19 protein-coding genes and 1 pseudogene are annotated in these 19,185 nt (G+C 60.5%); 8 read left to right on the plus strand and 12 right to left on the minus strand.

Going from position 1 to position 19,185, the window contains the following annotated elements; genetic code table 11:
- Window positions 1–62 precede the first annotated feature (62 nt).
- The 3 genes from GVL04_RS09295 to GVL04_RS09305 are packed head-to-tail and all read left to right on the plus strand — an operon-like array spanning window position 63 to window position 2,881.
- On the plus strand, window positions 63–1,040 hold the full coding sequence (locus GVL04_RS09295; RefSeq protein WP_159702953.1) for an ornithine cyclodeaminase family protein: 978 nt from the start codon (window positions 63–65) through the stop codon (window positions 1,038–1,040).
- A gap of 54 nt (window positions 1,041–1,094) precedes the next feature.
- Entirely contained in the window at window positions 1,095–2,471 is a 1,377-nt protein-coding gene (locus GVL04_RS09300) for an aconitase X catalytic domain-containing protein (protein WP_235036224.1), read from the plus strand.
- Window positions 2,468–2,881: a DUF126 domain-containing protein gene (locus GVL04_RS09305; protein ID WP_159702959.1), complete on the plus strand. Its 414-nt coding sequence runs from the start codon at window positions 2,468–2,470 to the stop codon at window positions 2,879–2,881. The genes GVL04_RS09300 and GVL04_RS09305 overlap by 4 nt, the downstream gene beginning before the upstream one ends.
- A 66-nt stretch (window positions 2,882–2,947) precedes the next feature.
- Here GVL04_RS09305 and GVL04_RS09310 read toward each other — a convergent pair whose 3' ends face one another.
- The 3 genes from GVL04_RS09310 to GVL04_RS09320 all read right to left on the minus strand — a co-directional run bounded on the left by GVL04_RS09310 (window position 2,948) and on the right by GVL04_RS09320 (window position 6,085).
- On the minus strand, window positions 2,948–4,615 hold the full coding sequence (locus tag GVL04_RS09310; RefSeq protein WP_159703071.1) for a DUF885 domain-containing protein: 1,668 nt from the start codon (window positions 4,613–4,615) through the stop codon (window positions 2,948–2,950).
- 35 nt (window positions 4,616–4,650) lie between these two features.
- The gene (locus tag GVL04_RS09315; protein WP_235036225.1) at window positions 4,651–5,601 is read right to left on the minus strand and encodes a DMT family transporter; all 951 of its coding nucleotides are present in this window, start codon (window positions 5,599–5,601) and stop codon (window positions 4,651–4,653) included.
- 94 nt (window positions 5,602–5,695) lie between these two features.
- Entirely contained in the window at window positions 5,696–6,085 is a 390-nt protein-coding gene (locus GVL04_RS09320; RefSeq protein ID WP_159702962.1) for a cupin domain-containing protein, read from the minus strand.
- A gap of 281 nt (window positions 6,086–6,366) precedes the next feature.
- On the opposite strand from GVL04_RS09320, the gene GVL04_RS09325 reads away from it, so the two are divergent.
- Window positions 6,367–7,770 (plus strand): esterase family protein, encoded by a 1,404-nt coding sequence (locus tag GVL04_RS09325; RefSeq protein WP_159702965.1) that lies wholly within the window; start codon window positions 6,367–6,369, stop codon window positions 7,768–7,770.
- A gap of 569 nt (window positions 7,771–8,339) precedes the next feature.
- Window positions 8,340–9,149 (plus strand): hypothetical protein, encoded by an 810-nt coding sequence (locus tag GVL04_RS09330; protein WP_159702968.1) that lies wholly within the window; start codon window positions 8,340–8,342, stop codon window positions 9,147–9,149.
- Here GVL04_RS09330 and GVL04_RS09335 read toward each other — a convergent pair whose 3' ends face one another.
- From GVL04_RS09335 to GVL04_RS09365, 8 genes and pseudogenes are all read right to left on the minus strand, one after another.
- The gene (locus tag GVL04_RS09335) at window positions 9,150–9,563 is read right to left on the minus strand and encodes a HEAT repeat domain-containing protein (protein WP_159702971.1); all 414 of its coding nucleotides are present in this window, start codon (window positions 9,561–9,563) and stop codon (window positions 9,150–9,152) included.
- Window positions 9,560–9,964: a hypothetical protein gene (locus GVL04_RS09340; RefSeq protein WP_159702974.1), complete on the minus strand. Its 405-nt coding sequence runs from the start codon at window positions 9,962–9,964 to the stop codon at window positions 9,560–9,562. Before GVL04_RS09340 ends, GVL04_RS09335 begins: the two co-directional genes overlap by 4 nt.
- A gap of 141 nt (window positions 9,965–10,105) precedes the next feature.
- Window positions 10,106–10,471, minus strand: coding sequence for an Imm10 family immunity protein (locus GVL04_RS09345; protein WP_235036226.1), 366 nt, complete (start codon window positions 10,469–10,471; stop codon window positions 10,106–10,108).
- Entirely contained in the window at window positions 10,426–10,602 is a 177-nt protein-coding gene (locus GVL04_RS09350) for a hypothetical protein (RefSeq protein ID WP_159702980.1), read from the minus strand. The genes GVL04_RS09345 and GVL04_RS09350 overlap by 46 nt, the downstream gene beginning before the upstream one ends.
- Before the next feature lie 58 nt (window positions 10,603–10,660).
- Window positions 10,661–11,854: a Fic family protein gene (locus tag GVL04_RS09355; RefSeq protein WP_159702983.1), complete on the minus strand. Its 1,194-nt coding sequence runs from the start codon at window positions 11,852–11,854 to the stop codon at window positions 10,661–10,663.
- 70 nt (window positions 11,855–11,924) lie between these two features.
- Window positions 11,925–12,098 (minus strand): hypothetical protein, encoded by a 174-nt coding sequence (locus GVL04_RS09360; RefSeq protein WP_159702986.1) that lies wholly within the window; start codon window positions 12,096–12,098, stop codon window positions 11,925–11,927.
- Window positions 12,099–13,273: 1,175 nt separating this feature from the next.
- Window positions 13,274–13,689 (minus strand): annotated as a pseudogene (locus GVL04_RS24650) (UTP--glucose-1-phosphate uridylyltransferase); the annotation flags it as partial.
- A gap of 141 nt (window positions 13,690–13,830) precedes the next feature.
- The gene (locus GVL04_RS09365; protein WP_159702989.1) at window positions 13,831–14,712 is read right to left on the minus strand and encodes a helix-turn-helix transcriptional regulator; all 882 of its coding nucleotides are present in this window, start codon (window positions 14,710–14,712) and stop codon (window positions 13,831–13,833) included.
- A gap of 330 nt (window positions 14,713–15,042) precedes the next feature.
- Here GVL04_RS09365 and GVL04_RS09370 point away from each other — a divergent pair, with 330 nt between their 5' ends.
- Both GVL04_RS09370 and GVL04_RS09375 read left to right on the plus strand, forming a co-directional pair.
- Window positions 15,043–16,431, plus strand: coding sequence for an MFS transporter (locus GVL04_RS09370; protein ID WP_159703077.1), 1,389 nt, complete (start codon window positions 15,043–15,045; stop codon window positions 16,429–16,431).
- 125 nt (window positions 16,432–16,556) lie between these two features.
- Window positions 16,557–17,531 (plus strand): dienelactone hydrolase family protein, encoded by a 975-nt coding sequence (locus tag GVL04_RS09375; RefSeq protein WP_159702992.1) that lies wholly within the window; start codon window positions 16,557–16,559, stop codon window positions 17,529–17,531.
- Window positions 17,532–17,543: 12 nt separating this feature from the next.
- Here GVL04_RS09375 and GVL04_RS09380 read toward each other — a convergent pair whose 3' ends face one another.
- Window positions 17,544–18,632, minus strand: coding sequence for a YhcG family protein (locus tag GVL04_RS09380; protein ID WP_159702996.1), 1,089 nt, complete (start codon window positions 18,630–18,632; stop codon window positions 17,544–17,546).
- 60 nt (window positions 18,633–18,692) lie between these two features.
- Between GVL04_RS09380 and GVL04_RS09385 the strand changes: the two genes are divergently transcribed.
- Window positions 18,693–19,184 carry a DNA alkylation repair protein gene (locus GVL04_RS09385; protein ID WP_159702999.1) on the plus strand — a complete coding sequence of 164 codons (492 nt, stop codon included), beginning with the start codon at window positions 18,693–18,695 and terminating at the stop codon, window positions 19,182–19,184.
- Window position 19,185: the final 1 nt, after the last annotated feature.

Below are 19,185 nucleotides of genomic sequence, written 5' to 3' on the forward strand. Positions count from 1 at the left end.
CAGCATCCCGCCCAAATTTCGTTTCCAAGGCGGCTTCCGAACACCCCAGACAGGTATATGCAGTGCACCCCAGATTTTTTACAGCCCCGGAAATCCGGGATCTACTGTCTCCCGCGCAGGCGACCGAAGCAATTACGCGGGCCCTTTGCTCAGGGCTGGATCCCTCAACAGACACGCCAAGAGGAATCGTCGGGCTGGAGCGCGGTCAGTTCCTGGTCATGCCAGCGGAACGGTCCGCGTACGCCGGCATCAAGATCGCCACCGTAGCGCCGAACAATCCTTCCCGTGAGTTGCCCCGCGTTCAGGCCCTGTACCTGCTCTTTGACTCCGATACCCTCACTCCACAAGCCATTCTGGACGGAACTGAGCTGACCGCGGTGCGAACTCCTGCGGTGTCCATTGCCGCAGTCCTTCCTGCCCTTTTGCACCGAACGGAGCCTCTTCAGGTGGCGGTCTTTGGGGCCGGACGGCAAGGAATCGGCCACATCGAAACCCTGGCCGGAGTGCTTCGAGGACATCGAAGTCTCCAACGCGTCTCCTACATTGTTCGCAATCCGCTTTCCTGCTTGGCCAACGATCCAGGACGTTCGGCTGTGGCTCCCTCAGCCATCGGTGAGGTCCTTCAAGCAGGATCCACGGCCGCCGAGGGTGCAGTGGCGGCCGCTGACGTGATCATTTGCGCAACATCTGCCAGCGAACCGCTGTTTGATTCACGAATGCTTCGGAACGACTCTATTGTCATCGCCGTCGGTTCCCACGAACCCCACGTACGCGAAGTTGACGCTGCCCTGTGCGGACGTGCCCAGGTTGTCGTCGAGGACGTGGCGACAGCGCTACGGGAGTCTGGTGACATCGTCATGGCCATTGCCGAGGGAACGCTCAGCGAAGAGGAACTGGTTCCAATGAAAGACCTCCTCACAGGTGCTGTACCCCTGCAGTATCCTGACCGGCCCCTCTTTTTCAAGAGTTCAGGAATGTCATGGGAAGACCTCGTAGCAGCAGCAGCCGTCGTCGAAGCCAGCCTCGCTTGCTCAGCGTGAACCCTGCCGATGGCAGATCGGTTCTTCCCTCGGCCAACCATTTCAAGGAAAATCGTGAGACCAGAAAAACACGGACAGATCCCTCCTGCCGGCAACGGGCTCCCTGCCCACTTGGATCCGGGATCAACGCCCGAACAACCGGACTTCACATTGACCGTCGAGGAAAACTCCATGCTCGACGGCGCTCAGGGACCGGCTGTGGCGATGGCCATGCGAGTCCTCACAGCACTGAGCCGGACGCTAAATGCTCCCCGTCTGGTGGAAATCACCTCCGCGCACATTGACTCGTGCCTGTACCACGGACAGGTCAGCCTCGACTTCGCTGAACGGTTGGTCCACCTTGGGGCAACCGTCAGGGTACCCACGACCCTGAACGTCGGATCCGTCGACCTCCTGCACCCGAGCTTGGTAAAAACGGACACACCAAAGGAGCAAGAAGTGGTGAGCCGGGGACGCGAGCTCATGGCGGCATACAAATCCATGGGCTGCACTCCCACCTGGACGTGCGCACCGTATCAACTTCCTGGCCGGCCGCGTTTTGGTGAGCACATAGCGTGGGCTGAATCCAATGCCATTGTGTTTGCCAATTCCGTCCTGGGAGCAAGAACCGACAGGTACGGAGACTTCCTTGACATATGTGCTGCAATTACCGGTCGCGCTCCCTACTCGGGGCTGCAAGCCACGGCGGCACGCCGAGGCGAACACGTCTTTGATTGCTCATCCTTGCCGGCCGCATTCATGAAATCGGATGTTGCCTACGCACTTTTGGGCTACCACATCGGCAAAGTGTCCGGTACGAAGAACCCTGTATTAACGGGCGTTCCGGTGGACGTTTCGGAGGACCAACTCAAAGCCATGGGCGCCGCTGCAGCGTCCTCAGGGGGAGTGGCGATGTTCCACGTCGTAGGCGTGACACCTGAGGCGCCAACCCTCGGAGCTGCCCTCCAGGGAAACGCGCCACTCCAATCCCATGTCGTTACCGCGGCGACAATGACGTTGGCGCGGCAGGAGCTGTCGACATTCCACAGTGGCGAGCTGAACGCTGTCAGCGTCGGCACGCCGCACGCGTCCTTCGCTGAATGTGCGGAACTTGCACGCCTGCTTGCAGAGGGTGGTCCCATCCATCCCGACATCGATTTCTTCATCTCCACGGGTCGGGCCACCCTCGACAGGCTCGCTGAAGCAGAACTTCTGGAACCCATGGAGCGGGCGGGAGTAAGGCTGGTGGTCGATACCTGTACTTACGTCACCGCAGTGCTGTCCCCGAAAGCGAAAAGGGTCATGACAAATTCGGGAAAGTGGGCACACTATGCCCCATCGAATATCGGTGTTGACGTAGTTGTCGGTTCAATCGAGGAATGCGTAGATTCGGCCAGGCTCGGCCGAGTTGCACTTCAGAACAACTTTCTCGGACTAGGGGACGCATCATGATCGAAGGCACGGCCATTTCCGGCGGGCGCGCCGTTGCCCCGTCCATCCGCCTCTCCGAACCTCTGTCCTTCTGGGGTGGAGTCGACGATGCAGGGGACGTCGTAGATCCCCACCACCCCCAGTTCGGAGAGGCCTTAGCCGGGAAGGTTCTCCTCATGTCTTCAGGACGGGGTTCCAGTTCAAGTTCCAGCGTCTTGGCTGAGCTGATCAGGTCAGGGGCCGCACCAGCTGCCATCATCTTGTCCCAGCCTGATGCCATCATCGTGCTGGGTGCCATTGTCGCCGCTGAACTATATGAGATCGCCGTGCCCATCGTTGTCGTGGACCCAGCTGACCATGCTCGGGTCCCCGACAACACGGTGTTGTCGGTGACAACAGGCTCCGGAGATGCTGTCATGTCGTGGACCTAAAGCTGCAACGACACTGCCCCGGCCGCTGAGATCAATGAAGCAGCCGGGGCAGTGTCGTTTTTATACTTAGGAGTTCAGCAACGCACGCCGGAGAGAGTCCAGACCCATCGAACCTAGGCGCAGTGCGCGGGTATGGAACGCCTTCTCATCAAAGGCATCACCGTCACGGCGGCGGACCTCTTCTCTGATCTGCTCCCAGAGCCGCTGTCCAATTTTGTAGGAAGGGGCCTGTCCCGGCCAGCCGAGGTATCGCAGATACTCAAACCGGATCCGGCCCTCAAGGTCAGAGAGGTTCGCTTTGAGGAACTCCCAGCCCTTGGTGGCGTCCCAAACGCCGGAGCCCCACTGCTGCGGGACGGCAAGCTCAAGGTGCACGCCAATGTCAAAGACGACCCGGGCCGCCCGGAGGCGTTGGCCATCCAGCATCCCCAGACGGTCACCGGGGTCTTCCAAGTAGCCGAGCTCTTCCATGAGCCGTTCGGCGTAGAGCGCCCAACCCTCACCTTGTCCGGCCACCCAGACAGCCTCTGAGCGGTAGCGATTGAGTTGATCGCCGGCGAGTAGAGCGGTTGCAATCTGAAGATGATGGCCCGGGACGCCTTCATGGTAGATGGTGCTGGTTTCAGACCAGGTAGTGAATGATTCTTCACCTTTGGGAACGGACCACCACATGCGCCCCGGCCTGGAGAAGTCGGCGCTGGGGCCTGTGTAGTAGACAACGCCGTCGGCGGTAGGGGCAATGAGACACTCGAGCCGATCCATGGGAGAGGGGATCTCGAAATGAGTCTTGCCCAACTCACGAAGGGCCGTGTCGGACTTCTCCTGCATCCATGCCTTGAGCGCCTCGGTGCCGTGGAGCCTGCGGGAAGGGTCGGCGTCCAGTAGTTCCCGGGCGCGCTCAATACTCGCACCGGGCTCAATCTGTTCGGCAACCAGTTTTTGCTCGGCAACGATGCGATCGAGTTCGGCAACTCCCCACCAGTAGGTCTCTTCCAGGTCTATCTCGGCACCCAGGAACTCACGGGACATCAGGGTGTAGTAATCCCTTCCTACTGCGTCCTTTTGCCTTGCGTCATGGCGCAGGTCCTCATCCAAATACCTCATCAGGTCGCGGTAAGCGTTCTTAGCCGCATCATTCCCCGAGAGCAGGTCCCTGACCAGGCTCGGTTCTTCCGTCGGAGCGCGATTGATCAATGAATCAAAGTAGCCTTCTTCGGCTATATAGGACTTGCACTGTTCAATGACGGCTTCGACCTGGCGCAGTGCCGGCGTGTGGCCGGCTGCGCGGGAAGTGTTGAGTGACTCAATGTAGCCGCCGAGAGCCTGCGGGACGTTTGCCAGACGACCGGCTATGTGCCCCCAGTCCTCATACGTTTCGCTGGGCATCAGGTCCAGGATGCTGCGGGTCGTTTGCGGCACCGACCAGATGTTGTTCAAGGGCGTCACGCCCGAGTCAATGATCTCGATCTGAAGGCCAATCCGTTCCTTCATGACATCCAGGGTGACCAGATCCACCTGATCGACCGGATGGGCTGCGTTGAGATCGGCCAAGGTGTGGACGAGGATTTCACGTCTGGCGGACAGTCCCGCGGGGGAGTGGTCCGCGTACTTTTCCTCCTGCCCCGGTATGCCGAGCGTGGTTGCGAACTCTGGATCGTTTTGAACGATCCGTTCGACGTACTCGTTTGCGATGCGGTCGATGGCGGTGGGTGTGCGGCGGCGGTCCGGCCGCACCGGCTGTGCCACAGTCGCGGATTCTGCAGACGGGTTCAAGGGGTCATGCTCCTTTTGGTTGAGTCTCGGCTGTGTTTTCGGATGCCTTGGCGGGGCCGCGAAGGGCGGGGCCTGTATTCGCTGACCACGGTTCCCAGAATGATCAGTGCTGCGCCGATGAGGGCGAGTGGGGGGAGTCTGTCGCCGGCGAGACGCCCGAAGAGACCTCCCCAGACGGGTTCTCCTGCGTAGATGATGGTCGCGCGGGTGGGAGAGACCGAGCGTTGAGCCCAACTCATCGTCAGCTGGATGAGGCAGCTCGCGCAGCCTAGCGCAATGGCCGGAAGCAACCAGGACCAGGAAAACGCAGGGATGCTCTCGTTGGCCACAGGCATGACGACGAAGGGGAGTATGCCGGCAACGAGGAGTTGAACGATGGTCAGCCGTTGCAGGTTCATGCGAGGGGCGAGCAGACCGATAAGAATGATCTCGGCGGCCATGGCGAAAGCGCTCAGCACGGTGACCAGTTCACCGGTGCCAAGGCCTAGAGATGTCAGGCCCGGCCCTGCGATGAATGCCAGACCTGCGAAGGCCAGGAGAACGCCTGCCAAGGTGGATTTCCGGGGAACTTTCTTGAAGATGACCCACTGCATCAACGGCACCAAGGGGACGTAGAGTGCGGAAATAAAAGCGGACGTGCTTGGCTGGATGGTTTGCAAACCGACCGTTTGCAGGCCGTATCCGACGAAGATCGTCAGTCCAATTGCCGAGCCTGCCCCTACCTCAGTCCACCGGATGCCCCGCAAGGCTCGATGGAACACAGCTGCTGAGATCAGGCCTGCCAGAAAGAACCTAAGGCCGACAAAGAAGAGCGGGCCGCTGTGCTCGAGTGCGTAGTGGATGGCCACGAAGGTTCCGCCCCAGAGGGCCGTGATAGCTATCAGTGCCCATTCCTGACGGCTGAGCCCCAGCGGGGCCGTGGACTTAAAGATGCGCAAAGCGGCCACGCCGTCCTCGTTCCGTGTTGATGTAAAGGTTTGCTGAGGCAGAAGCCTCTACCTGTCTCGGATTGCCGATCCTGTTGGCTGGGGGAGCCTCTCTTTAGGAGGGGCCTGTTTCGAAGCTGACGAACGACTTCCGCAAGGTGGAGGGCACCTTCCACCGCCCCTTCCATCCAGGAGGGGTGTAGACACTGACCCCGGGACCGGCCTCGACGGGTTCCTTTCCGTCTTCCTGGATGACCATTGACCCCTCCAGTACCTGGAAGAACTCACCGCGGTCGCCAAACTCCATCGGCGCCCAGTCACAAGGCTCACACCGCCAGACGCCGGTGATGATTCGACCGTCACTGCTCTCTTGGATTGGGGTGGTGCCACATTCAATGTCGGCTTGGCCGGAGATGGCACCAGGAATCATTTGCACGATTTCCTTGAATTCGTCGACCTTAAGGCCGTCGAAGATTGCTATCTGGGGCGCGGAGTTTTGTTCCATCGGCAGTCCTTGTCATGGTGGCACCGACCGGCAAGCACGGAGCGTGCATTCTGTGATCCAGCTGCGGTCGGCTCGTTGAGTTTGAGCGTCGGCCCCTGTGTTGCGGCAGGGGCCGACCCGCCAGGTCCTTGTGAGTCTGGCGACATGCATCCCTCCCAATGGCAGCGGGAGAGGAGGGGGTTAGGCCTTGTGGGCTTGCTAACAAAGTCTGTACGATTATTAAATCTTTTACAACCCTTAAGTAATTTTTGGCTTTTGGCCAGCAGTGGAAGGAAGAACGATTGAACGAGTTCGAGAGTGAGCAAGATGGCAGTTCTGTGATCCGGGAGTTCAGCATGAAAGTGAGGGAGGCTCCGTCAACAGCCGTCGCGGAACTCACTGAGCGGCTTCGCGCGGCGAAAGGTCCTTTGGTTGAGACCCTCAGCGATGGGCGGCAATTGATCACCTTCGTCTACCTCGGTGAAGCCGAAAAGGTCGCTGTGGATTCACACCTGGTGATGCAGGGGCCCGATGGTGATCGCCAACCCATGCGCAGAATCGCGGGATCTGAAGTTTGGTTCCACAGCGTGGTAGTCGATGACCTTCAGCTGGCGGTGAGCTACAAGTTCCTGGTGAACTCGGAGACGGCGTTGCTCAATGTCCATGAGATCGAGGAGCTGGCCAAGACTCAGGAGGGGCATACCCGTCTGGCTCTGGACCGGCACCGCAACTCGCAGCCAGACCCATTCAACCCCGACAGGATGAAGCTGGACGCTTCCATCAGCTTTGGCAACGAACCCGAGGTGTTGGCACTGCTGGCAGATGAAGAACTGGTGCGGTACGACAACGTCCTGACGCTGTCCGGAGCCGACTCACACGCTGAGACCGTGCTTGAGGCACGGGACCGGGACGTGGTCCTGAACGATTACGAGATTGCCTCAGATGTTTTCGGGGACGAACGCGTCGTGACAGTTCACCAGCCCCCGGCCGGAACGAAAGCCGCTTCAGTGCTGTTCATTCTCGACGGCCCCGGAGCAGTTGCCTTGGGGCTTCCCGGGCTGATGGAAGTTATGACCGCACGTGGAGAAATCCGGCCGACGCTGACGGTTTACGTGCACAACAAGAATTCATGGTCACGGTCCGTGGAGATGATCTGTAACCCGCAGCTGGTGGAGCAGTACGGAAATGAGATTCTGCCGTGGGTGCGGGCTAACTTCGATGTCAGCGACAAGGCCGAAGATGTCGCCGTCGCCGGCGGAAGCTACGGGGGCCTTGGCTCGGCGTTCTTGGCGTTCTCCCGCCCCGACCTGTTCGGCAACGTCCTGTCAATGTCCGGTTCTTTCTGGTGGGGGCTTCGCACTGCATGGGGAGCAGACCCTGAATCTGGAATCTACGGATTCGATGACGAGCCTGAGTGGCTGACCCGACAGTTTGCCAAGGCTGAACTGTCCAGTGCTCGGTTCTTCTTGGCTGCAGGTTCGTTGGAAAGTAGCCACTTGCCAGGCGGGATCAGCCTCCTGTCGGCCAACCGTCACCTGCGCACGGTTCTGCGAGCCAAAGGGTTCGATGTGGCATTCCACGAGTTCCACGGCGGTCATGACCGTGCAGGATGGCGTGGCTGCCTGCTGAAAGGGCTCAAGCACTTGTTGCCTGTTTCGGTCCCTGAACCCGCGGACATTGCCGTGCCCGAGGTGGCCAGCTTGTGAGGGTAAACAATGGCGGAAATTGATACGTGCGACTGGGCAGACTTCAACCACGGTGACGTCGTCGAAGTCCGAGAGTCTGATGGCCACAGGTACACCGCCAGTATTGAACTGAAGAACGCGACATCGGACGTCATATGGGTCAGGAGATGGGGCTTGTGGAGCAGGCACCTGCTTTGCATCGTCCGATGCTGTAGTGCTGAAGATCAAAGACAACGACGGGGAAACGGAGCAATAGGTCGTGTCCTGAACGCGCCATCCGTTGAATTGAAGTGTCTATTGCTGTGACCGATGCACCGCGGCCCGCTGGCATCGTAGGCAGGTCGTCCACACGACCTGATCGACAGGCACGCATCCGGGCGCCCTGCCCCGGTGCCTGTCGATAGGACCCGGTGCTAGTAAAACAGCGGACCTGCATGCCCTGTGCCCCGGAGATGCATCGGTTGCTGCCCAGGGTTGCCTCAGTGAGTCGGCAAATACTTAGCAGATTTCTGAGGACCGTGTGGCCCTGCGCCTCGTATCTGCAGGAACTGGGTACCCTCAACTGACGAGGCTCTGGAGAGGTGATGGTCATGTCCAACGAGGCACGGAAGACTGCGGCTTTGCGGACCCTGTCGAAGTTCGTGCTGCGCGCACGCTTGGTGCAAGAACACTCCTTGGCCGCAGACAAGCAACTACTCGTGAAGCATGCTGCATGGACGCTGTCGTTCAACATGGTTTTCAACACCGTCACCGGTGAAAAGTCCGTCGAGATGAAGCCGGCACCGTTGCTCCCTACGGAGCAGGTTGAGTCGGCCGCAGCGCGGGTCCGGCCATTGTTCCTGAAGGACGATGGGGTTCATTACGACAAGGTCCTGAATGCGCTCACTGAGTTGGTGAGCGGCTCGCCTGCGCACAGGAAAGAAGTGGAGGCCATCCGTGCAAAGTTCAGGGAGGCTGACCCCGACTATCCGCATGGCCGGCCCCGTGCACCTCGATCAGCGCCCATGACGTCGAACAAGGAGATCGCCGGAGCTTGGCTGTACGGCCACCTTCTGCATGAGGATGACGTACGCCGCTCCTACGCGGAGGGCATTGCCGCCGAAGAAATGCTGCTGAACGCCACAAAAACCGTGTGCAGCGAAATGCTCGCAACCGTCGAGGGCCTTCATCTGATCGAGCGGCTCGTCGTTGACGGGTTACTGGACCTCCCCGACGACCTGTTCACATCCCAGGTCACGGTGACCGCCACGGAATGGGTTCCGCCGGGGGACGTCAAAATGTACGTGGCAGACATGAACATGCCGATGCCGACAAGTCTCGCGGAGCCCCTTTCCAGCGTTTGGAGAGAAGTCCATGATGAATTCGGCCCCGCCAGGACCTCCGGAAAGCCAGAACGCTAGCTAGGGATCTCCTCCCGATCTCTTGGCCAACGCCTCCGTCGCGGCTTTTCTGACGACCCAGGACTCGTCATGAAGCAGCGTTTCGATCAGCTCGGGTGTCGCGCGGCGGTGGCGGGCAACGCACGCCCGGACAGCGTCGTCTTCGTCCACGGCGAGCCTTTGCAGGAGGTCGATGCCGATCTTTCGTTTCATGGCCACGAACGAGCGCACCCGCACATCCGGATCGGAGGCAAGCAGCTCAAGGATCTCCAAAGGGACGGTCTTGTTCTGGGCCACCCAAAACCGCATGTCCGGGTGCTTATCGATGACCTCGAGCCACACAGCTAGGCCAGCCTCGTCATGGGCTGCCCTGTGATACTCCGCGGGGTCTTCGCTACACCGCAACGCCACGAACTCTTCGGCGGACGCGATCACTTGGAATCACCTCCGCTGTCAGAAGCTTCCATGGACACACGGTGGGAAAGCACCTCAATCTTCCGGTCGTCTTCCCAACGGATGTGAAGTCGGTACGCGTTGCCTTCCGGCGCCAACGTGACGGTGCTGACCTCACTTAAACCCCAATTGATCCTGTCGGGGTTTTCAACCATCACGGCATTCAAGCTACCTAAGAGACTGAGCTCCTCCACGGCGTCGAGCCGAATGACCACATCAGACTCTTCTTCGAGGAGTCGGCCAACTCGGTCGGTGATGCGCCGGAGCACGATCTCCACTGAGTAGCCGTGGTTTTCCAGGCTCAAGTTCGTCAGCAAGGACTCCGTAAGGGATGCGTTATCGGCCAGCCACGCACTTACGGCCTCCGCCGAAGCAATTCTCACGGTTTCGGCGCCTCGCCCAGACATCTCGCTATTCACGGAGCAATCCTGCCATGAACAAGTCCGAGCTTCGGTTCCGGCTCAAATCTGGTCGAACGCTCTCTTGCTGAAGACCCACCGGCGATCACAGGGATTGCCCTGTTGTTAAGGACGCAGGACGCCTTTGAGCGTTAGCGGGTTCCGGGCGCCGCCGAGAACTGACTGAAGACCTGAAATGAGCTCATCCAGTTGATCTGCATCAAGACCAAGGGGAAAGTTCAACTCAGCCGAATCCAGTCCGAGTTCTTGGGCAGGGTCCTCGTGGAAGACCAAGTGCAGGTTTCCGTTCTCGACCAGGACCGACGCGAGACAGGCATAAGCGCAGGCACCGCTGGGCGGGGTCACGCAGTAAGAGTCCATCCCCAGCGCTTCATCCTGCTCGTCTGGCTCCAGCGCGCGCTGGAATTCCAGGTGCCAGGTCGGGGCTAGATCCTGATCAGCAAGTACGCCGGCTTCCCAATCCAACTCCACCTTTCGCCGGCGGTGAGTGAGCGATAGCCGGCCACCTCTTTCAGCTCCGAGATGAGGGCGTCAAAGTCCTTGATCGGATCGGCTTCGTGTCTGGCCACCAGCGTGGCCAAGGCTGCAGGGAGATTGTCCATAGGCCCTATGTGTGCGGGATGGTGCCTTCGGCTCCCCGTGCCTGGGCTGTCGGCGTTGTTAGGCGGCCGCTTCCACCTTCGCCAGCCGGGCGTTGAGCCGGTCTACTTCGTCGAGGACCTCGGTGGCTGCCCACGCCTTGCTGCGCTTGCTCTGGGTGATTGGCGTGATGACACCAGCCGTCGTAAGTCTGTCCAGGGGGCCGTACACGGACGTCTCGGCCACTCCGGCGATGTGCGCTGCATGATTCGCTTCGAATACGGGCCGCTCCAAAAGCCACGGGATGATCTTCTCCTCGGCGGAGCCCTTGCGCGGCTTGGACATCTCCAGCCACATCGCCGGCAATGCGTCCAGAGCGGCCACGCTTTCCCTCGCGGCATCCGCAGCGCGCAGGGCGGAGTTGGCCAGGTAAAGCACGAACGGGTCGACGTCGCCGGTCCGGTAGTTGTTGACGAGGGTGAAGTACCGCTGCACATTGGCAACCATCGCTGAGGCGATGGGCGTCACTGTATTCTTCGTCAGGCCGCGCCGTCGGGAGATGGCACCGATGAGCGCCCGCCCGATGCGGCCGTTGCCGTCCGTGAAGGGGTGGATGGATTCGAACTGCGCGTGGGCAATCGCGGCCTGCGCCATGATCGGCACGTCGTCCCGGTTGCAGAAAGCCATCAGGTCTTCCATCAGCTCTGGCACCATTTCCGGCGGAGGGGGAACATGGACGGCTCCGCGCGGTGAGTAATCGCTGCCGCCGATCCAGTTCTGGACGTCCCGGATCTTCCCGGCGTGCTTCCAGTCCAGTGGGTCGTCCTTCATCAAGGTGTGGTGGGCCTTGAGGAGAGACTCCAGACGCACCATGCCACTCTTTCCGGCGTCGTCGATCATGAACTGCACGGCGTCGGCGGCGGCGACCATCGACCTGGCGTTCTCGCTGGCCTTCAAACCGATCATGGCCTTCGCGTAGTCGTTGCGGTTGGCGTCTACGTGTTCGATCTTTGAGGACGACACAGCCTCGCTGCGCAGGAGGAACCCGCTGATGGCGGCCATGCGCGTTCCGGCCGTGACATCCAGGGAGGCGACTGAGACCGCAGCTTTTTCCAATGCGACGATGGTTTCCCGGCTCGGGCTGTACCAGAGGTCCCCGATCATGGGTGGCAGGGAAACCTCGACTTCGGTGAACTCACGGTCTTCACGTGGGGCCCTCCCTGAAGTCGTCCAAGGTATGGTTTTGGAGCTGTGTGGCGGCCAGGCGTCAGTCATAGAGTCCTCAAAGTCTGAATAAGGATGGAGTTATTTAGATTTTAGCCATCAAATCAAAATAGTCCGACGGTTATTGCTCTTTTGATAAGCCGGTGTCGGAGACCTCAGATGGGGTCGCGACGACGACGGCGGGGGCGGCCATAAGCACGACGGTGACGGTGATGGCAGCCGTGGTCACCGTGCGGGCAGAGGTCGCGCGCAACGCAGGAACAAGGTGTCCGGCGTCCAGGCCCCGTGTCTGCAAAGACGCTTCGATTGGGCGGCAGGGCATGAGAGCCAGGGTTACAAGCGAGCTGTGGTCAGTATGCCGTCAGGCGTCTCACAAACTCTAGTTAAGATGGATCAATTCTGCCGCCGGAAGTATTGCCCGCTGACTGGCCATGGGTGTCTCATGCACTCTGTCTCATCGTGGCGTCTCGTTAGTCCATAGGGACCCGCGAGACGAGATAGACGTTGACCTTCCTTATGCACTGAAGAGGAAGCAAATCAACTGATCCTCGCCCGCCGGAGGTGGGCAGCGATCCTGGGGCTGCTATCAAGGGCTGATGAGAACCTGGGCAATGCGGCTATGAGCTGCCCTGGCGCGCCTTGTCACTGCGAACACCAGCTCGTGACGCGAGGACCAGCCGTCCTCTGACGTAAGCCAGCGCTATGGGCGTCGGAGGCCCCTGTGTCGCGGCAGAAGTCCCCGATGCAAGGCCAGCCGGAAGGTGCGCTGAAGTCGGGCGATTGCTGGTGGATTATCGTTGCCTAGGGCGGCATCTAGAAGGGCGATGTTGGGTGTTGTCGGAGGGAGCTGCGGTTGCGTTTGGAGGAGCCGTTCGGGGTGTTCGGTCATGGCCAACATGATTCCTCCGAGACCTGGTTGTCCGGCGATTAATTCGATGTCAGCAGCCCCAACGGTTGGTTCCTTCGCCGCTGATCCGGACCCAGGCGTTGGGCGTCGTCGCCCACCGCTGCCCTGAACCTGGCTGCAAGCTTGCCCTTTTTCGGACGCCGTCTTCAAGGTCGAAGATAACAGATAGGAATGGGAGAACGAGGCGCACTTGAGCCCGGTTCCGTTGGTCCAAAGTTGGTTTGCTCCAAGTTCTGCACGTCAGTATCAGTCGCCATCTGGCTGGGGGCAGTCGCCAACTAAGGCCAGCGCTGACTTCTTTCCAGCACGGGAAATAGTCAACGTGCCAGATGTTCAGTGTGCCTGATCAACAACTACGAGAGGAACGGCCCTACAAATCCGCAGTTGGTATCTGGCGGTTGTCGCCAGATAGCTTCCGATCTCTCAAGTAGTTTTTTTGAATTGACAGGGTAGTTGGCCACTGCCGATTTTGGTCCACTGTCCGGCCAATCGCATCTGTTCACACGATGTGATGCTGCCTCCGCCGTCCTGCGCCGGAGGCGGCATCATTTAACGGCGCTAAGTCAGGTACAAGGTCTGTGGATCTCCCACAGTGCGGTTCGGAGCCCGGGACCTGTGTCCCCGCGTTTCAAGGCTACGGTCATGACGGCTTTGAGGTAGCTGAGTTTGTCGCCGGTATCGAAGCGGCGGCCTCTGAAGATCACGCGATGCACACCGGAGCCCTCACCCTCGGAGACTGCCAGGGTCTGCAGGGCATCCGTGGGCTGGATTTCCCCTCCACGCCCTGGCGGGGTTTGCTCGAGGACATCAAAGATGCGGGGGTGCAGGACATAGCGCCCGATGATGGCAAGGTTCGGGGTTTTTCAACGAGGCCACGGATCCTGAGAGACCCGTCAACCTCGATGGAGGCAACATCGGCGCAACCGTACGCGTTGATCTGTTCCGGCTCGACCTCCATCAAGGCCACCACCGAGCCTCCAGGCCACAGTTACTGTGGGCTAGGGAAAGTGGAAGAGAAGGCCCGGTCCTGACGGATCGAGCCTTCTCTTGCACTGTCAATACTGGGGGCTTCACACGCCTTATTGGCGCGGCGTCTGCACGGGTTGGCAGATCGCTGCCGCTACTTGGCGGCGAGGTGTTGAGCTTCGCTGACCACACCAGCGTCGCTGGACGTCAGCAGCTGCAGTGCTTCGGCCGCCGGCGTCCCGGGGTCAGCGGCGTACATGAGGATCCGGTGGCCTGATTCATCGGGCGGGGTCAGGACCTCGAAGTTCAGCTCCAGATCGCCCACCTCCGGGTGGTGCATGTACTTCAGCCCCGACATGCAGTTCTCCACCGGGTGCCGTGCCCACAAGTTCGCGAATTCTTCGCTGTTCATGGTCAGCTCACCGACCAGCGAAGCGAGCTCCGGGTCGTCGGTGGAGTGTCCGGCCACCAGACGTAGTGACGACACCGCGCGTGTGGCCTCCTCAAGCCATCGTGTGTACAGCTCACGGGTGTGTCGATCCAGGAACAACAGCCGCGTCATGTTCGGCCGCGTCGAAGGCGTTTCCGGCGAGGCGAAGTCAAGATGACCGGCTACAAGTCGGTGACCGATGCGGTTCCAGGCCAGCACTTCGCTGCGGCGCCCCAAGACCACTGCAGGTGTGTTGGACATTGACTGGATCAATCGCAGGGTACCCGGCCTGACCTTATCGGGCTTAGTCAACGTGCGCCGTTTGGTCGTGCCGGGCCGGGCAAGGTTGAACAGATGCGCGCGCTCGTCCGTATTCAGGTTCAAGGCCCGGGCGATGGCGTCGATGACCGCCTCGGAGGCGTTGTTGCTCAGGCCCTGCTCCAGACGGGTGTAGTAGGTGTTGCTGACGCCGGCCAGCATGGCGAGCTCTTCACGGCGGAGGCCTGGTACGCGGCGGATGCCGTAGTTGAGAAGGCCGACGTCCTCTGGCTGTAAGGCAGCTCTTCGGACGCGAAGGAACTCCCCAAGTTCACTTGGATTACTCATGCGCCCCATTCTGCCGGTCTTCCCCTGCCCTGTCCTGTCCCTGCCAGTGACACCCTAAACGTCAAGACGCATTTCGTTCTTGTGACAAGACAATGGCAAAAAGCGAGGTAGGACGCATCTTGCCCGTCACTGTCACTGTCAGTGGTAGGCAGAAGGGGGTGTGGTTGATCCCCGGGCATTCCGTGACTGTGGAGTTGTGAAGATGCCGCCAAAGGGCGGCCACTCCTCCAGAGAAGGATCACCGCTATGACCACCCAACCGGATGTCACCACAGGACCCGGCGTACCACCCTCAATTGACGCGCAACCGAATACCGCCCCAGACAGGCGCATGACCGACCGTCAGCGGCTGGCACTTATTGTCCTGCTCGCGGCGAGCTTTACCCTCGCTGTCGACTTCTCCATCCTCACCGTAGCCCTCCCAGCGATCGGCACCGATGTCGGCTTCAGCCTGGAGAACCTCCAGTGGATCGCTACAGCGTTCGCACTCTGCGCAGCCGGCCTGACTCTGCTGTTCGGACGCGTCGCCGACATCGCCGGGCGGCGAAAGATGTTCATCATCGGCATGACCCTGCTGGGCGTAGCGTCGCTTGCCGGCGGCTTGGCCGCCGACCCGGCTTTGTTGCTTATCGCCCGCGTCGGCCAAGGGGTCGCTACGGCCATTGTCGTTCCTGCTGCCCTGTCGCTGTTGCTGGCATCCTTCCCGGAAGGCCCACTGCGCGATAAGGCACTGGGCCTTAACGGGTCGCTGATGGCTGCGGGCTTCACGACCGGCGCTATCCTCGGCGGACTCCTGACAGACCTGCTGAGCTGGCGGTGGGCGTTCTTCATTAACGTACCCGTGGCGATCGCAGTACTGGTTATCGCCCCCATCGTCCTCGCCGAGAGCAAGCCCACCACGAAGTTGAAACTGGACGTCCCGGGTGCCATCACCGTTACCCTTGGCCTTCTGGCACTTGTCTTCGGTTTGACCAACGCCGCCGAGCACTCCTGGACCAACCCGCTGACTCTGGGCTCCCTTGCGGCAGCTGTTGTTCTTTTTGTTGCTTTTGTCGCGGTCGAACGCCGGGCGATCTCGCCGCTGGTACCGCTGGAGATTCTGAAACGCTCCACCGTCGCCTGGGGCAACATCGCCGGCATTCTGGCATTCGTCACTGAAACGTCCCTGGTATTCCTGCTGACGCTCTACCTGCAGCAGGTTCTCGGGTACACCCCGCTCGGTGCCGGGCTCGCTTTCGCAGTCCTTGGCCTCGGCACAGTACTCGGTGGCGTTCTTGGCCCCAAAGTCATCGGAAAGATCGGCAATAAGAAAGCCATCGTTTACGGATTCATCGTCCAGGCCATTGCGACCGGCGCCCTTGTCTTACTCAGCGCAGATCCCGCCTCCATCGGTCTGCTGCTGGTCGCCACCTTCATCGGAGGTGTAGCCAACCTTGTCGTCATCGTCGGATTCATGGTCACGGCAACCTCCAGCCTGCCCGATGAAGAACAAGGACTCGCCACTGGGCTGGCAACCATGAGCCAGCAGATCGGTATCACCATGGGCATCCCGATCATGAGCGCCATCTTCACGGCCCAAATCCTCACCATCGGGAACAACGAAGCCCCGGCCGTCCTCAGCGGCGTCACCACCGCCATCTGGGTCAACACGGGCCTTTGCCTGCTCACGGCACTGGTTGTGGGCCTGTTCCTGCGTAAGCCGGCTCTGTCCACCAACTGAACCCAACAGGCAGAAGCCCCCACGCGATCGGCTTCGTCGTGAGGAGATTATGGTTCTGAACCTTCTTAGCCTTGTCCACGTCTTTAGATCAGGGGAGGATATTCGACATCGTCGGGAGGTTCGCCATGGTGCAGCTTGAAAAGTTCGAAAAGTACTTGATTGAAGAGTTCTACGACGACTACCGGTCGGGGGACCTGTCGCACAAGACATTCACCAAGCGGGTGGCATTCATCATGGGAAGCATGACCGCGGCTGCGGCGGCCATGACCTTGGTGGGCTGTACGCCGGACGAGGTTCCCCGGACCACGGACCCAATGCCAACGCCATCGCCCACGTCGTCGGCCACATCAGCGGGGGGCACCACCACCGCGGTACCCAACGCCAAGAGCCCCTTGTCGGTTCCGGAGGGCGCAGCCGGACTGACGACGGCCACGGTGAAGTTCAACTCCGGCGGAACTGAGATCAGCGGCTACCTTGCCCGGCCGGAGGGAAGTCAAAAGGGCCCCGGGGTCCTGATCTGTCATGAGAACAGAGGCCTCACTGCGCACATCCAGGACGTCGCGCGTCGCTTCGCCAAGGAAGGTTACGCAGCGCTGGCACTGGATCTGCTGAGCCGGGAAGGCGGTACGGCGAACATGGACCCGGATGCCGTCCCCGGTGCACTGACGCAGGCAGGTGCACAACGGCACGTGAACGATTTCAAGGCCGCCTTCGACTACCTCAATGGCCAGGACTTCGTCGAAGAAGGCCGCATCGCCATGGTTGGCTTCTGCTTCGGCGGCGGTATTACGTGGCAGGCATCCACGGAAATCAGTGGGCTCAAGGCAACATCTGCCTTCTACGGTCCAGCGCCGGATTTGGCTAAGGTACCCACCATCAAGCCAGCCGTGTTTGGTGTCTACGCGGAGAATGACGCACGTATCACCGGCGCGATGCCCCAATTCCAGGAAGCACTGGACGCGTCAACCGTCAAACATCAGATGAAGGTCTACCCGGGCGTGGACCACGCGTTCCACAACGACACCAGTGAACGCTACGTCGAGGCCCAGGCGACGGCAGCATGGAACGACACCCTGACGTGGTTCAGGGACAATGTCTAGCCCAGCCAGACCTCACCCGTTTAGCCGTGCAGCCTCACTTGCCAGCTCGGCTTCCAACGTCTCGATGCTCGGCAGGCTCGCAACTAATTCATCCGGCAAGGAGTCTGCCAGGGAGGTTCTCCACTCAGCGATGCCCACGGGCGCGTTGAACCCCCGCAGCGCGTATTCCGCGACCACACTGTTCTTCTCCTTGCACAGCAGGAGGCCGATGGTGGGCTTGTCATCGGGGTGTGCCATGAGGTCGTCCACGGCTGCCATATACATGCCCAGTTGCCCGAGGAACCCGGGTTCAAACTTCACCGCCTTGAGCTCGATCACCATGTAGCAGCGCAACTTCAGGTGGTAGAACAGCAGGTCTGCGAAGAACTCGTCCCCGGCAATCTCCAATCGAACCTGCTCGCCAACAAAGGCAAAGCCCTGCCCCAGTTCAAGCAGGAATTTCTCCACGTGCTTCACCAACTGCAGCTCCAGGTCCCGTTCAGTGTGCCGATCACTCATGGACAGAAAATCGAAGACGTAGGGGTCCTTGGTCGCCTGCTGCGCGAGATCCGAATCTGCAGGGATCATCGTGGAGGCAAAGTTGGTGATGGCCTGCCCTGATCGTTCGTGCAGGCGGGTAGAAATCTGGTGTGTCAGGACGTTGCGGGACCATCCGTGTTGGGCGGCCGCCGCTGCGTACCAGAGGCGCGTGGCGGCGTCGTCGAGTTTCTCCAGCAGGGCGATCTGGTGATACCAGGGCAATGTTGCAAGCGGCGCTTGCAACATTGGGAAGTCCGGCCAGGCCTGCGCGAAGCTCTTCATGTACCGGAGGTTCCTGGGGGAGAAGCCCTTTGCTTCGGGGAAGCGGGTCCGGATATCGGCGGACAATCGCGTCACCACTTTGGCACCCCAGCCTTGTTCGGATTCACGTTCTGCGAGCTGACGACCGATGCTCCAGTAGGAATTCAACACCTCGCTGTTGGCGGCTGCCAGCGCCCGGGTCCTGCCGACGCGCACTTCCTGAGCCACGGTATTGAGCAAGGTGGGATACCAGTCGGGCATGGACGAAGCAGCCGGGACACCCGGAAAAGATGCCTCGGTGGCGAGCTCTTGGGACGGCATATTGCTCCTGTCGGTTGCTGTTGGCATCACGCTATGGTGAGGCACTGACAAAATAGACGGGTGAGTGAAGCCGCCGAATTTGTGGACTACACGCTGCAGCGTGAGTCGTCCTGGGAAAAGGCCGATGAGGCCAGTGAGCGCCTCGGCGAAGCCATGAAGGTATACGGCGCGTCCGTGGGCGCAGTTCGCGGAACAATCCGGGATGCCCTGAAGCGGTACAAGAACCTTAACCATGACGACATCACCGCCTTGAGCTCGGAACTTTGGGAGGAGCCGGTCTTCGAAAGGCGCCTCGCAGCTGTGGTTCTGTTGCAGACCAAAGTGGGGCTCCTCGTCAACACGGACCTGACCCGCATCGAAGGTTTCATCCGGGACGCCGGGACGCGGGAACTAGTGGATCCTCTGGCCAACGATGTGGTGGGGCCCTTGCTGGCCCGGCTCGAAGGGCTGGCGAAGGACCGCGCTGAGCGCGTTCTGGAGCGTTGGGGGACCGATGCGGACCCTGAATTGCGCCATGCCGCAGCCCTCGCCACAGGCGGCCCCACCCCTTGAT

The sequence above is a fragment of the Arthrobacter sp. 18067 genome, assembly GCF_902706295.1.
GTDB lineage: Bacteria > Actinomycetota > Actinomycetes > Actinomycetales > Micrococcaceae > Arthrobacter.

Excerpts from the sequence above, each read along its gene's own strand:
- GVL04_RS09365 (WP_159702989.1), bottom strand. The coding sequence starts at position 14,712 with ATGAGTAATCCAAGTGAACTTGGGGAGTTCCTTCGCGTCCGAAGAGCT.
- GVL04_RS09330 (WP_159702968.1), top strand. The coding sequence starts at position 8,340 with ATGTCCAACGAGGCACGGAAGACTGCGGCTTTGCGGACCCTGTCGAAG.
- GVL04_RS09380 (WP_159702996.1), bottom strand. The coding sequence starts at position 18,632 with ATGCCGTCCCAAGAGCTCGCCACCGAGGCATCTTTTCCGGGTGTCCCG.
- GVL04_RS09350 (WP_159702980.1), bottom strand. The coding sequence starts at position 10,602 with ATGGACAATCTCCCTGCAGCCTTGGCCACGCTGGTGGCCAGACACGAA.
- GVL04_RS09375 (WP_159702992.1), top strand. The coding sequence starts at position 16,557 with ATGGTGCAGCTTGAAAAGTTCGAAAAGTACTTGATTGAAGAGTTCTAC.
- GVL04_RS09320 (WP_159702962.1), bottom strand. The coding sequence starts at position 6,085 with ATGGAACAAAACTCCGCGCCCCAGATAGCAATCTTCGACGGCCTTAAG.
- GVL04_RS09305 (WP_159702959.1), top strand. The coding sequence starts at position 2,468 with ATGATCGAAGGCACGGCCATTTCCGGCGGGCGCGCCGTTGCCCCGTCC.
- GVL04_RS09370 (WP_159703077.1), top strand. The coding sequence starts at position 15,043 with ATGACCGACCGTCAGCGGCTGGCACTTATTGTCCTGCTCGCGGCGAGC.
- GVL04_RS09355 (WP_159702983.1), bottom strand. The coding sequence starts at position 11,854 with ATGACTGACGCCTGGCCGCCACACAGCTCCAAAACCATACCTTGGACG.